This is a genomic window from Stenotrophomonas sp. GD03877, from assembly GCF_029840555.1.
In the GTDB taxonomy this organism is placed as follows: Bacteria; Pseudomonadota; Gammaproteobacteria; order Xanthomonadales; family Xanthomonadaceae; genus Stenotrophomonas; species Stenotrophomonas geniculata.
The window spans coordinates 1-12,728 of sequence record NZ_JAOCCT010000036.1; the positions used below are offsets into that span (position 1 = coordinate 1).

General features: G+C 68.0%; 11 protein-coding genes. 4 read left to right on the forward strand and 7 right to left on the reverse strand.

Annotated elements, in window-relative coordinates; genetic code table 11:
* On the reverse strand, positions 1-514 hold a 514-nt coding region (locus tag N5D20_RS20645; protein ID WP_279925098.1), incomplete at its 3' end, for a hypothetical protein.
* A gap of 90 nt (positions 515-604) precedes the next feature.
* On the opposite strand from N5D20_RS20645, the gene N5D20_RS20650 reads away from it, so the two are divergent.
* Entirely contained in the window at positions 605-853 is a 249-nt protein-coding gene (locus tag N5D20_RS20650) for a DUF3297 family protein (protein WP_010484127.1), read from the forward strand.
* A 148-nt stretch (positions 854-1,001) separates the two neighbouring features.
* On the opposite strand, the gene N5D20_RS20655 is transcribed toward N5D20_RS20650, so the two are convergent.
* From N5D20_RS20655 to N5D20_RS20665, 3 genes are all read right to left on the reverse strand, one after another.
* Complete coding sequence (locus tag N5D20_RS20655; protein ID WP_010484128.1) at positions 1,002-2,651, reverse strand: Na+/H+ antiporter; 1,650 nt, start codon at positions 2,649-2,651, stop codon at positions 1,002-1,004.
* 117 nt (positions 2,652-2,768) lie between these two features.
* Positions 2,769-3,560, reverse strand: a complete 792-nt coding sequence (locus N5D20_RS20660; protein ID WP_279915210.1) for a class III extradiol ring-cleavage dioxygenase — start codon at positions 3,558-3,560, stop codon at positions 2,769-2,771.
* Positions 3,561-3,591: 31 nt separating this feature from the next.
* Positions 3,592-4,002, reverse strand: coding sequence for a DoxX family protein (locus N5D20_RS20665; protein WP_197654604.1), 411 nt, complete (start codon positions 4,000-4,002; stop codon positions 3,592-3,594).
* A 96-nt stretch (positions 4,003-4,098) separates the two neighbouring features.
* Here N5D20_RS20665 and N5D20_RS20670 point away from each other — a divergent pair, with 96 nt between their 5' ends.
* On the forward strand, positions 4,099-4,980 hold the full coding sequence (locus tag N5D20_RS20670; RefSeq protein ID WP_019336404.1) for a LysR family transcriptional regulator: 882 nt from the start codon (positions 4,099-4,101) through the stop codon (positions 4,978-4,980).
* A 47-nt stretch (positions 4,981-5,027) separates the two neighbouring features.
* Here N5D20_RS20670 and N5D20_RS20675 read toward each other — a convergent pair whose 3' ends face one another.
* A complete protein-coding gene (locus N5D20_RS20675) occupies positions 5,028-8,090 on the reverse strand; it encodes an EAL domain-containing protein (protein WP_279915212.1) in 3,063 nt (1,020 codons plus the stop codon).
* A gap of 176 nt (positions 8,091-8,266) precedes the next feature.
* Here N5D20_RS20675 and N5D20_RS20680 point away from each other — a divergent pair, with 176 nt between their 5' ends.
* Complete coding sequence (locus tag N5D20_RS20680) at positions 8,267-10,378, forward strand: M13 family metallopeptidase (RefSeq protein ID WP_010484133.1); 2,112 nt, start codon at positions 8,267-8,269, stop codon at positions 10,376-10,378.
* Between the two features lie 108 nt (positions 10,379-10,486).
* Here the strand turns inward: N5D20_RS20680 and N5D20_RS20685 are convergent, their stop codons facing one another.
* Positions 10,487-11,416 (reverse strand): oxygenase MpaB family protein, encoded by a 930-nt coding sequence (locus tag N5D20_RS20685; protein WP_241885886.1) that lies wholly within the window; start codon positions 11,414-11,416, stop codon positions 10,487-10,489.
* A 309-nt stretch (positions 11,417-11,725) separates the two neighbouring features.
* On the opposite strand from N5D20_RS20685, the gene N5D20_RS20690 reads away from it, so the two are divergent.
* Entirely contained in the window at positions 11,726-12,340 is a 615-nt protein-coding gene (locus tag N5D20_RS20690) for a hypothetical protein (RefSeq protein WP_279915213.1), read from the forward strand.
* Positions 12,341-12,379: 39 nt separating this feature from the next.
* On the opposite strand, the gene N5D20_RS20695 is transcribed toward N5D20_RS20690, so the two are convergent.
* Positions 12,380-12,724 (reverse strand): hypothetical protein, encoded by a 345-nt coding sequence (locus N5D20_RS20695; protein WP_241885887.1) that lies wholly within the window; start codon positions 12,722-12,724, stop codon positions 12,380-12,382.
* Positions 12,725-12,728: the final 4 nt, after the last annotated feature.

A 12,728-nucleotide genomic window follows, 5' to 3' on the forward strand; every position in this document is an offset into this window, starting at 1 on the left:
CCACGTTCAGCAGCGAGCACAGCGCCAGCATCGCGTCGTCGTCGCGGGTCAATGCCATCACGCCGGTGAAACCGTCGCTGCCGGCATCCACGCTCCACAGCGTGTAGTTGTGCTCGCGCAGGCGGTCGAAGGCGGTGGACATCAGCTGCACGCCGTCCAGGTCTTCGGCGAAATCCTCGTCGTCCAGGTCGCCACCCCAGTCCAGCTGCAGGTTGAAGCGCGCCGACAGCTCGTTCACCGCCGACTGCAGCGATTCCAGGTCATCGCGCTCGACCTCGAAGCCGGACTGCCAGGCGATGGCCGTGAACAGTGCCGGCACCCAGTCACTGTCCGCTTCCAGCGGCTGCCCGTCCTCGGCCAGGTGCTCGCGCCAGCGGTTGAACTGCTGCAGGGCCAGCTCTTCGTCGCCCGGGTTGATCAGCACCAGCAGGTTCCAGACCCGGGCCTCGAAGCCGTCTTCGTCGAAGTCGTGGATGTCTTCCTCGAAGTCGAAATAGTCGCTGTTGTCGGGCATGGCGGAACTTCCTCTGGGGCAGGCCGGCATTCTACGGTTTATCCTGTGCCGCTGAAGCCGGCCTTGGTGGCCGTCACTGTGAATGAAGCGATGAGCGATACCCCTCCCGACCACCTGGCGATCAACCCGGCCAGCCCCTTCCATGATGCGCAGGCGCTGGAGCGCGGCGTCGGCGTGCGTTTCAACGACGTCGAGCGCGACAACGTCGAGGAATACTCGGTCAGCGAAGGCTGGATCCGCGTGCAGGCCGGCAAGGCCCGCGACCGCCGCGGCAACCCGATGACCATCAAGGTCAAGGGCAAGGTCGAGGCGTATTTCCTGGACACGAAGCCGGAGTAACCGGCACCGGCATGTAGAGCCGAGCCTGTGCTCGGCTGCTTTTCGTTCCGGGTTCATGACGCCTGAAGCAAGCGTAGCCGAGCATGGGCTCGGCTCTACATGCCAGGGCGGAATCCGCGTCAGCGTCAGCAACGCCCGGTCCCAGGCGTCATTCGCGCTTGCGCGACTCCAGCAGGTCCAGGTTGCGGATCAGGCGCCGCGAGATCTCATCGGAGATCACCCCGCGCCGGGTCAACCGGAACAGCTCCTCGCGCTCGGCATTGAGGCCGGCACTGCGCAGCTGGCGGTAGCCCATTTCCATGCGCCGCACCTTCTCCGGGTCCACGTCGGGCCCCTCGCTGTCGCGCTCCAGGTGGCGCTGGTACAGCAGGCTCACCCGCGACGCGGCGTCGTTGTACAGCTGCACGTTCTCGGTGTTCTGGTTCATCACCAGCTGCTGGCGCATGCGCTCGACCCCGGCCAGCGCCGCCTTCGACGACAGCCGGCGCGCCAGGTCCTCTTCCTTGCGTTCACCCGAATCGGCCGGCAGCTGCAGGCCCTTCAGCAGCTGCGGCAGCGCGATGCTGGCGCCGAGCAGCGAGAACAGGATCACCGAGGCGGCCAGGAAGATCACCAGGTCACGTGCCGGGAACGCACTGCCATCAGGCAGGAACAGCGGCAGGGTCAACACACCGGCCAGGGTGATCGCACCGCGCACACCGGCCACCGAGGTCGCCACCACGATGCGCCAGTTCGGTGCCTCGCCCCGCTCCAGGCCGCGACGGCGCGCGCGCAGCAGGTTCCAGCGCAGCGACAGCCACACCCACAACAGGCGCAGCACGACCAGCGCCAGATTGATCACCACCACATACACCAGCAGCCACCACGCACTCTGGTGGCCGGTCTCGTTCATGGTGGTGGTGGCGCGTTCGACGATGCCTGGCAGCTGCTCGCCCAGCAGCACGAACATGATGCCGTTGAAGCTGAACTGCAGCATGTTCCAGACCCCGGCACGCTGCACGCGCATGCTGCCGGAGACGCGGCCGGTCAGCTCGACATAGCTCATCGCGATACCGGCGGCGACCGCGGCGAGGATGCCGGAGGCGTGGATCTCTTCGGCCAGCAGGTAGGCCGCGAACGGAATGAGCAGGTTGACCAGCATCGCCGCGCCCGGCTCTTCGCCGAAGCGGCGCCACAGCCAGCGCTGGAAGGTCGACACACCAAGGGTGACCGCCACGCCCACCGCAAGGCCGGCCACGGCCACCCACACGAAGGTCAGCGAGGCCGTGGCCAGCGAGAACGTGCCGGTCATCACCGCAGCCACCGCGAACCGGAAACAGACCAGGCCCGATGCATCGTTGAGCAGCGACTCGCCTTCCAGGATGTGCATCAGGCGCTTGGGAATCGGCGCCTTGGAGGCGATCGCACCCACTGCCACAGGATCGGTCGGCGACACGATCGCCGCCAGCGCGAAGCACACCGCCAGCGGCATCACCGGAATCAGCCAGTGGATCAGGAAGCCGGCGCCGATGACGGTGAACACCACCAGGCCGAACGCCAGCTCGAGGATCGCGCCCTTGTCGCGGAACAAGCCCTGCTTGGGAATGCGCCAGCCATCCAGGAACAGCAGCGGCGGCAGGAACAGCAGGAAGAACACTTCCGGCTCCAGCGCGTGGCCGCGGTTGAACACCCCGGCGATCACCGCGCCCAGGCCGATCTGCACCAGCGGCAGCGGCAACGAGAACGGGAGGACGCGAACCAGGTAGCCGCTGGCGACAACGGCCACCAGCATCGCCAGGACGACTTCAATGGTATGCATGCTTCTTCCAGGAAGCGGCGCGCGGGGAGGGTCGAAGGCCAGCGCCGGAAACCCGGAAAAAACTACCACATGCGGCCACGACCGCGATGGCCGGGGCCGCCGCGCGTCAGCCCCGGCTCATGCCGCCCCGTCGAAGCGGTACAGATCCATGGCGAGGAAGCCGGCATCGATGCCGGCGTCGATGCGGCGTGCACCGAAGCCGCCCTCGCCGGCCGCGCCCATCGCGAAGAACAGCGGCAGCAGGTGCTCGTCGGTCGGGTGCGCGCGCTCGGCGAACGGCGCCTGCCGGCGGTAATCGAGCAGGGCCTGGCGGTCATCGGCGGCCAGGCGCTGCTCCACCCACTCGATGAAGGGGCGCACGTACGGCGCTTCCTTGCCGTCCTGGTGGTCGCCCCAGTCGTGCAGATTGTGGGTGATGCTGCCGGAGCCGACCAGCAGCACGCCCTGCTCGCGCAGCGGCGCCAGCGCGCGGCCCAGCGCGAACTGGTGCTTGGGACCCAGCAGCGGCTGGATTGACAGCGGTACCACCGGGATGTCGGCCTGCGGGCGCAGCAGCCGCAGCGGCACCCACGCACCGTGGTCCAGGCCACGCTGCGGGTCGAGTGCCACCGGCAGGCCCGCAGCGGCGATGCGGCCGGCCACCTCTTCGGCCAGCGCCGGATCACCCGGCGCCGGGTACTGCAGTTCGAACAGCGCGCGCGGGAAGCCACCGAAGTCGTGGATGGTGGGCGGCTGCGGATGCGCGCCGACCAGCGGCTGCCGGCCCAGCCAGTGCGCCGAGGCCATCACGATGGCACGCGGCGTCGGCAGGTCGCGCGCCAGCTCGGCCAGGCGCACACCGACCTGGCCCGGATGCAGGGCAGTCATCGGCGAACCATGGGAGATGTACAGCGAAGGCAGGCGGGACATGGAATGCTCCAGTTGCAGGATCAGGCGGCGATCAGCGCGAACGCAGTGTCCACTTGCCATCGCCGACCAGGAACAGCACCACCAGCGCCAGTGCCCAGAACGCCGGGTATTCCCAGCCGCCGCCGGCATTGGCGAAACCGAAACCGTTGGCGCCGTGCACGCTGACGATGGTGCCCAGCAGCAGCGGTACGCCGACCAGGCCCACCCAGCGCGCATAGACGCCCAGCAGCAGCGCGACAGTGATCACCAGCTCGACGCCGATGGTGAGGTAGCCGAGCGCGCCGGGCAGGCCCAGCGACTCGAAGTACGCCGCCGTGCCGGCCGGGGTGAATACCAGCAGCTTGGTCAGCGCATGGGCCAGGAACAGCACGCCCAGGGCCAGGCGCAGCAGGGTGGCGCCATACGGCGCCAGCGGCGAAACAGGAGCGGTCGTGGTGTGCATGGCAAAGCACCTTGAAGGGAGTGGGCACAGGTTATTGCGCCTTCACGGACTGATAAATACGATCGATTGACCGTATTTATTTCAAAAGGCGCAACAATGGATACCCTCGAGGCGATGCGCGTGTTCGTGGCGGTGGTCGAGCGCAATGGCTTCAGCGCCGCCGCCCAGGCTCTGGACATGTCCACTGCCGGCGTCACCCGCCAGGTCGCCGCGCTGGAGAAGCGCCTGTCCACCCGCCTGCTCCACCGCACCACGCGCCGGGTCAGCCCGACCAGTGCCGGCGCCGCCTACTACGCCCAGTGCGTGCGCCTGCTGGCCGAATTCGACGCGCTGGAGGCCAGCATCGGTGCGCAGGCGCTGGAGCCCTCGGGCACGCTGCGCATCAACGCACCGGTCAGCTGGGGCATCGCCCGTCTCGGCCCGCTGCTGGCCAGCTACCGCGAACGCTTCCCGCAGGTGGAACTGGACCTGGCCCTGTCCGACCGCCTCGTGGACATGGTCGAGGAAGGCTACGACGTGGCCATCCGCATCACCCGCGAGCCGGGCCCTACCCTGATCGCCCGCCGCCTGGGCGAATCGCGGGTGAGCCTGTGCGCCGCGCCGGCCTACCTGGCCGCACGCGGCACCCCGCAGACCCCGCAGGACCTGCAGGCACACGCGTGCCTGGGCTACAGCTACTGGGCCGCCGGCAACAACTGGCCGCTGCAGGGGCCCGGTGGTGAGGTGAAGGTGGCGGTGAACAGCCTGCTGCACGCCAACAACGGCGACGTGCTGCGCGAAGCCGCGATTGCTGGCATGGGCGTGATCCTGCAGCCGGATTTCCTGCTGGAAGACGCGCTGGCCGATGGTCGCCTGGTGCGCATCCTGCCGGAGTGGGAGGCCTCGCCGATCGGCATCTTCGCGGTCTACACCAGCCGCAGCCACCTGGCACCGAAGGTGCGCAGTTTCATCGATCATCTGGTGGAAAGCGGGGTGTAGACGAGTCTGGTGTTTGCCGGCCAGCGACCGGCAAATCCGAGATCCGCTCAGGCAGCAACTTCGTCCAGCGCATCGATGATCCGTTCCAGCGGTGCCGGCCGCCCCAGCAGGTAACCCTGCACCTGGTCGCAGCCGTGCGCGGCCAGCCAGTCCAGCTGCCCCGGCGTTTCCACGCCCTCGGCGATGATGGTCAGGCCCATGCTGTGGCCCAGCGACAACAGCGCGCGGCAGATCGAGGCATTGCGCGGATTGGTTTCCACGTCGGCGACGAAGCTGCGGTCGATCTTCAGGATGTCCAGCGGCAGGTGCTGCAGGTAGGACATGCTGGAATAGCCGGTGCCGAAATCATCCAGCGACACGCTGATGCCCTGCTCGTGCAGGCGCTGCATGGTCTGCATCGCCTGCGCCGGCTTGCGCATCAGGCTGCTCTCGGTCAGCTCCACGTGCAGGGCACCGCGGGCCAGGCCGAAGTCCTGCTGCGCACGGGTGAACTCGGCCACCAGGTCGCTGTTGAAGAACTGCACCGCCGATACATTGACCGCGATCGGCAGCTCGCCCCAACCGGCCTCGACCAGCCGGCGCTGCGCTTTCGCCGCCGCGCGGATCACCCAACGGCCCAGCGCCAGGATCAGCCCGGTCTCCTCGCACAGCTGGATGAACTCGTTGGGCGGGATGAAGCTGCCGTCGGCCTGCGGCCAGCGCAGCAGCGCCTCCAAGGCGGCCGGGGTGCCATCGCTGGCATGCCGGATCGGCTGGAAATAGAGCTGGAATTCGTTGTCGATGGCGGCATGGATGCGCCCGGCCAGGCGCAGCCGGTCGGCCAGCCGTGTGGTCACCGCCGCATCGAACCAGACCACCACGTTGCCCTCGGCGCGTGCCGCGTGCGCGGCCTGCGCGGCCATGCCGATCACCTGCTCGGCACTGTGGCCGTCACCGGCGGTGTGCACGGCCACGCCGATACGCGGTTCGAACTGGTGCAGTGAATCCTTGCCGCGCATCGGCGCCGACACGATCTGCAGCAGGTCGTCCAGCACGCGCTGGGTATCGTGCTCGGCACCGATGGCCAGCACGAAGTCCTCGGCTGGCTGGAAGGCCAGCGTGCCACAGCGCGCGCCCAGGCCACCGAGCCGGGTCGCCATCGACTGCAGCACCGCATCGCCGATCTCGCGGCCCAGCGTATCGGCCACCAGCTGCAGGCCGCGCAGCTGCACGAAGGCGATGGTGTAACCCTGTTCCTGCTCATCCAGCTGTTCGGTCAACGCACGCACGTTGAGCAGGCCGGTGGCCGGGTTGTGCCGCGCCTGGTAGGCCAAGTCGCGCTCGTAGGCCAGCCGTTCGCTCACATCCTCGGCCAGCACGAGGCACGCCGGCTGTCCGTCGAAATCGAGTTTGGACAGGTGTGCGCGCACCTCGAACACGCTGCCATCCTTGCGCCGGTGCAGGCGCACGGTCGCGTCCGGAGGATCGCCCACCTGTGCGCGCTGGATGGCACCACGCACTTCGTCCCAGCCTTCGCGCGGGCGGATGTCGAGGATGCTCATCGCCAGGAACTCCTCGCGACTGTAGCCGTACTGGCGCACGGCGGCATCGTTGACCTCGATGAAGTGCAGCGTGTCCGGATCGAACACCCAGAACGGCGCCGGATTGCGGTCGAACAACAGGCGGAAGCGGCGTTCCACCTCGCTCATCTGCTCGCGGGCCTGGTAGCGCTCGCTGAGGTCGGTCAGCGCGCCGATCATGCGGCGCTCGCTGTCGGCCACCTCCACCCGCTGCCCACGTGCGCCCACCCAGCGCACTGCGCCCCCGGGCAGTACCAGGCGGAACACCTGGTCGAGCACCGCGCCACCGGCGAAGGCCTGGTCGAAGGCCTGCTGCAGGCGCGCGGCATCGTCGCGGTGCACGCGTGCGAAGAAATCAGCCACCGGCAGCGCATCGGTCTGCACGCCAAAGATCTCGCGCGCCAGCGGCGACCAGCGCAGCAATGCGGCGTCCTCATCCACGTACCAGGTACAGACACGACCGACCTGGTGCGCAAGACGCAGCTCGGCGTGGCCTGTTTTCAGCTCCTCGGCCATCGCCTGCTGGCTGCGGGTGCTGCGGCGCACGGCATACAGCAGCACCAGCAACACCGCGATGTAGGCCAGTACGATCGCCACCGACGCCTGCAGGTAGGGCCACCAGGGCGCGAGCACGTCCTCGTCGGCCAGGCCGACCTGCACCGCCAGCGGGCTGCGTTCCAGCGTGCTGATGGTGATGATGCGCGGCACACCGTCGACGACGCCCGGCATGCTGCCCAGTTCGACCACCGCCTGCTTGCCGAGCAGGTCGCGGCGCGGGAGATCGTAGCGACGGCCCACCGTGCCATGCGGATCGGGTACGCGGGCCAGCATGTAGCCCTCGGCATCGCTGATCGAGACCAGTCCGTTCGGGCCAACATCGAGCCCGCCGACGATGCGCTGCAGTTCGCCACAGCGCAGCCGCGCCAGCAGCCAGCGTTCATCGGCCATCGGCAGCGCCAGCGGGACCACCCAGCCACCGTCGCTGGCCCGCTGCGGCGGGCCGATGTACAGGGCGCTGCCCTGGCCACGACGCTGCGGGTCGGTCCACAGCGGCAGCTGCAGGTCGCCCTCGCCGGCCGTCAACGGTCGGCCATGGCGGTCGAGCACGGCGATGCTGTGCAGTTCGGCATGCCGGCCCAGCACCCCGCCGATGGAGGCATCCATCAAGGCCGGCGCCTGCGCCGGCACACTGCGGAACAGCTCGGCGGCGTCGGCGGCGATGCCGGACATGGCCCGCTCCAGGTTGCGCAGTTCCAGCGCCAGCAGGCGCTCGCTGCCCACCGCCAGCGCCCGGCTCTGCCGCTGTGCCGCTTCCAGGCGGCGGTGGTAGTCATTGACCAGCATGAGGGTCAGGCCGGTTACCAGCAGCACGCCCAGCAGCACTCCGCCCCAGGTAATGGCGCGCAGCGGGCGGGCCAACGCGCGTTTCAGCGCGGGCATCGGCGGGTGTTCCTTGTGCAGTCGGCTGGCTTCATGCGCGAACGAATCCTCCACGTCCCCGACCTCAACGGCCGGCGGACGCCATTCTTGACGCCTGACCCCACCCCGCATGGCCACCTCCCCGTGCCCGCGCAGGGTTCCCGGGCCCAGCATGCACCACCCCGGTGACGGCGTGAAGATCGCTTCCGCGCGTTCAGCCAGATCCCGCACAGGGCAGGTGCCACAACGGGAGGGCCAGCCGGGGCGGAGCGGATTAGACTTGGGGTTTTCCGCTGCAAGAGAAGTCCATGTCCAAGCTGCGCCGTCCCACCCTGGCACTGGCCATTGTTGCCAGCCTGACCCTGGCCGCCTGCGACCGCCCGGCCGATCCGGCCGCTGGCAACGCCAAGCCCGCCGAAGCTGCGCCCGCTGCGGCCAAGCCGATGCTGGGCAGCTTCGGCTTCGATGCCAGCGGCATGGACCGCAGCATTGCCGCCGGTGATGACTTCTTCGGCTTCGCCAACGGCACCTGGGTGAAGAACACCGAGATCCCGGCCGACCGCTCGCGCTTCGGCAGCTTCAACGTCATCGCCGAGAAGACCCTGGCCGACACCCGCGCCATTCTTGAGGGCGCCGCCGGCAACACCCAGGCCAGCGGTGACGACAAGCTGATCGGCGACTACTACGCTGCTTACATGGACGAGGCCGGCATCGAGCAGCACGGCATTGCGCCGGTACAGCCGCAGCTGAAGGCGATCGACGCGATCGCCGACAAGGCCGGCCTGGCCCGTGCCCTGGGCGGCGACGTGCGTGCCGACGTCGACCTGCTCAATGCGACCAACTTCTACACCGACCGCCTGTTCGGCCTGTGGGTGTCGGTGGACCTGCTGCAGCCAGACCGCAACGCGCCGTACCTGGTGCAGGGCGGCCTGGGCATGCCCGACCGCGACTTCTACCTGGGCGGTGGCCGCATGGCCGAGCTGCGCAAGCAGTACCAGGCCTACATCGCACAGATGCTGCAGCTGGCCGGCGTCGCCGATCCGGCGGGCAAGGCACAGCGCATTCTCGCGCTGGAAACGAAGATCGCGCAGGCGCACGCCACCCAGGAAGAAACCAATGACGTGACCAAGGGTGCCAATCCGTGGACCCAGGCCGACTTCAATGCGAAGGCGCCGGGCATGGACTGGAGCGCCTTCCTCGACGCGGCCGCACTGGGCAAGCAGCAGGACTTCATCGTCTGGCAGCCCAAGGCCGTGGCCGGCCTGTCCAAGCTGGTCGCCACCGAGCCGCTGGATGCCTGGAAGGACTACCTGGCCTTCCACGCGCTGGACCGCGCCGCTGCCTACCTGCCGAAGAAGTTCGCCGATGCCCGCTTCGCCTTCCACGGCACCGCGCTGAGCGGCACGCCGCAGCAGAGCGACCGCTGGAAGCGTGCGGTGGACGACGCCAACCATGCCGTCGGCGAAGCGATCGGCAAGCGTTACGTCGAGAAGCACTTCGACGCCAGGACCAAGGAACGCGCGGACGAGATGGCGAAGAACATCATCGCCGCCTTCGCCAAGCGCATCGATGCGCTCGCGTGGATGTCGCCGCAGACCAAGGCCAGCGCCAAGGCCAAGGTGGCCGGCCTGACCGTAGGCATGGGCTACCCGGAAAAGTGGCGTGATTACACTGGCCTGGAGATCCGCCGTGATGACGCGCTGGGCAATGCGCAGCGCGCCGAACTGTTCGAGTACCAGCGCAACATCGCCAAGCTGGGCAAGGCAGTCGACCACAGCGAGTGGGCGATGCTGCCGCAGACCATCAACGCGATGAACGTGCCGCTGGAGAACCGCCTGGTGTTCCCGGCCGCGATCCTGCAGCCGCCGTTCTTCGACGGTGCCGCCGACGACGCGGTGAACTACGGTGCGATCGGCGCAGTGATCGGCCACGAGATCAGCCACGGCTTCGACAACGCCGGCGCGCTGTTCGACGAAACCGGCAAGCTGCACAACTGGTGGACCGCCGAGGACCTGAAGCAGTTCAACGCCGCCGGTGATGCGCTGGCCGCGCAGTTCAGCAGCTACGAGCCGTTCCCGGGCGTGCATGTGAACGGCAAGCTGACCCTGGGCGAAAACATCGCCGACGTGGCTGGCCTGGGTACCGCCTACGACGCCTACCAGCTGTCGCTGCAGGGCAAGCCGGGCCAGACCCTGGAGGGCTTCACCCCGGACCAGCGCTTCTTCCTCGGCTTCGCCCAGGCGTGGCGCAGCAAGAGCCGCGAACAGGCGCTGCGCAACTCGCTGCTGACCGATGTGCATGCACCGGGCCAGTTCCGCGCACTGACCGTGCGCAACATCGACGCCTGGTACCCGGCGTTCGAGGTGAAGGAAGGCCAGAAGCTGTACCTGGCGCCGGACAAGCGGGTCAAGGTGTGGTGATGTAACCGGAACGGGCGCCGCAAGGCGCCCGTTTCACTTGCGGGTAGCTGCCAACCTTGGTTGGCGCTTCCGCGGCACCGCGAAAAGCGTGCCAACCAAGGTTGGCACCTACCAGGCAACCGCGGGCCACTCGCGCAGGATCTCCACCGGCGCGCCCATGCGTGCACAGGCGCGGCTGGCGAGGCCGTCGGGCAGCGCACGGCGGAACAGCGGCGCCATACCCTGCATCAGCTTCGCAGACGCCGCAGCCTGGGCGCGCTGACGGCCACTGCGTGCAAGCATGCCTTCGGCCCAGTCCGGCAGCAGCGCCGCGCCCGCACCGAGGAACACCTCGCGCGACAGCCCCGGCACCGGTACCGGCAGGCGCACGCCGGACAGCACCTCCAGCACCTCGCGCGAGCGCTCATCCACACGCAGCTCCGGCTGACGTGCACAGAAGTACGCCGCCACTTCCGCTTCGCTGCGCGGCACATCCACCGCGCCCAGTGCCTCGGCCACGCAACGGTACTCGTCGTAATAGCGATCGGCGATGTGCGCCGGCACCTCGCGCCCGTAGCGTCGGAACCCATGCAGGAAACCGAAGGCTTCGGTCACGTGCACCCACGTCAGCAACTGCGGATCGTCGGCGGCGTAGGGCTCGCCCTGCGCGGTCTGGCCGCGGATCTGCGCATGGATGCGGCGCACCCTAGCCACCAGCGCCTCCACCTCGCCGCTGGGCGCATAGCTGGTGCCGGCAACGAAGGCCGTGGTGCGGCGCAGCCGACCCACCAGGTCCTGGCGGAAATTGGAGTGGTCATAGACCCCGGCCAGCGCGCGTGGGTGCAGGGTCTGCAGCATCAGCGCGCACAGGCCACCGGCGAGCATCGAGGGAAATTCGGCGTGCAGCCGCCAGGTGACGCTGTCCGGGCCGAACCAGCCCGGATCGCCCTGCGGATGGTCGTAGTCGATACCACTCTGGCCGCGCGGGAAGGCGTCCAGTACCCAGCGTCGGATCGGCGCCGTGACGGGGCGGGAGAGTCGCTGCAGCAAAGCCGGCATCACAGGTCCAGGAGAGGCGGAAGAACAGTCGCGTCTTGCGCGGTTGGCTCCGATTCTCGGCGATCACGCCTCCGGCGGCGAGCCTCCCCGCTCAGCGACGGTTTCATGTGCGGTCGCAGCACGTTTCACCCTGCGACATCCTGTCGCAGGCCTCGACTGCGATGCTGCATCGCATCAATTTTCACTCCCACCGGTCAAACCCTTGCGCCGCTTGGCATTGCCCCCATTGCACGGCTCGCTGGAAGTGCTAGAACTGGATCCGCCACACCGTCCAATGCTGATCGACGCACGTTCCACAAGGAGCCAGCCATGATTGCCTTGTTCAAGGGTTTGGGAATTCTGCTTCGCGACAACGAGCTCTACAGCAGCCCGTTCGACAAACAGGTGGCGCACTGGCGCAACCTCAGCGAGCAGCAGATCCGCGATGAAGTGGCTGTGCTGGCCCAGGCCAAGTGCCAGTGGCTGATCGCCTCGATCGTCGGCTGGCAGGCGGCCTCGCTGCTGATCCTGGGCCTGATCGCCAGCTACCTGTGGCGCGACGACTTCCATATCACCTTCACCCGCGTGGTGATCGTGTTCGGCTCGTGGGTGTCGATCCTGTTCGTGATCTGGTTCATGGCCAACATGTTCGATCAGCAGGCCGGCTTCGAGCGCTGGATGAAGGCGTTCAACAGCCGCGCCCGCATCAGTTCCAAGGCCGACAGCGTCGAGCACGTGGCCGAGGCGCTTGACCTGGCCGAGCACTATCCGGAAGTGCTGGACTACAAGCAGGCGGTCACCGCCAAACGCGAGCTGCGCCACGAGGACATCCGCATCATGACCGAGATCGGGCGCATGAAGCAGCACTCCGAACTGGTCGGCCGCCTGAACCATGTGGGCGAGAACGAGCACCACCACGACCTGACACTGCAGCCTGCCTACTGACCCTTCAGGGAAGCGGGGGGACCCACACTGCCACCGTGATCACTCACGGTGGCAGTGTTCTATCCGGTCCTGGCTGACGCACTGGTGGAAGCCCTTGGGCAGGTCACGCATCGCCTCGGTCTTCCCCACCGCCACGGCAAACCGGCGCAATGGTGGGGTCGCACACGCGGCGTCGGTACTGCACGCTGGGCCCAGCACCAGGTAGTGGCATTGGCCACTACTGCTGGCGATGCACTGGAACCGTGCCTCGCCGTCGACCACGCTGCCCTTGCTGTAAAGCGTGTCCACGCCGTTGGCACGGGTGCGGGTGATCGAAGTATTGCTGGATTTCTCACAGCCAGCCAACGACAACGCAGCGATGCAGGCAAACAGGAACAGGCGCATGGTG

Excerpts from the sequence above, each read along its gene's own strand:
- N5D20_RS20650 (WP_010484127.1), top strand. The coding sequence starts at position 605 with ATGAGCGATACCCCTCCCGACCACCTGGCGATCAACCCGGCCAGCCCC.
- N5D20_RS20655 (WP_010484128.1), bottom strand. The coding sequence starts at position 2,651 with ATGCATACCATTGAAGTCGTCCTGGCGATGCTGGTGGCCGTTGTCGCC.
- N5D20_RS20660 (WP_279915210.1), bottom strand. The coding sequence starts at position 3,560 with ATGTCCCGCCTGCCTTCGCTGTACATCTCCCATGGTTCGCCGATGACT.
- N5D20_RS20665 (WP_197654604.1), bottom strand. The coding sequence starts at position 4,002 with ATGCACACCACGACCGCTCCTGTTTCGCCGCTGGCGCCGTATGGCGCC.
- N5D20_RS20670 (WP_019336404.1), top strand. The coding sequence starts at position 4,099 with ATGGATACCCTCGAGGCGATGCGCGTGTTCGTGGCGGTGGTCGAGCGC.
- N5D20_RS20675 (WP_279915212.1), bottom strand. The coding sequence starts at position 8,090 with ATGCGGGGTGGGGTCAGGCGTCAAGAATGGCGTCCGCCGGCCGTTGAG.
- N5D20_RS20680 (WP_010484133.1), top strand. The coding sequence starts at position 8,267 with ATGTCCAAGCTGCGCCGTCCCACCCTGGCACTGGCCATTGTTGCCAGC.
- N5D20_RS20685 (WP_241885886.1), bottom strand. The coding sequence starts at position 11,416 with ATGCCGGCTTTGCTGCAGCGACTCTCCCGCCCCGTCACGGCGCCGATC.
- N5D20_RS20690 (WP_279915213.1), top strand. The coding sequence starts at position 11,726 with ATGATTGCCTTGTTCAAGGGTTTGGGAATTCTGCTTCGCGACAACGAG.
- N5D20_RS20695 (WP_241885887.1), bottom strand. The coding sequence starts at position 12,724 with ATGCGCCTGTTCCTGTTTGCCTGCATCGCTGCGTTGTCGTTGGCTGGC.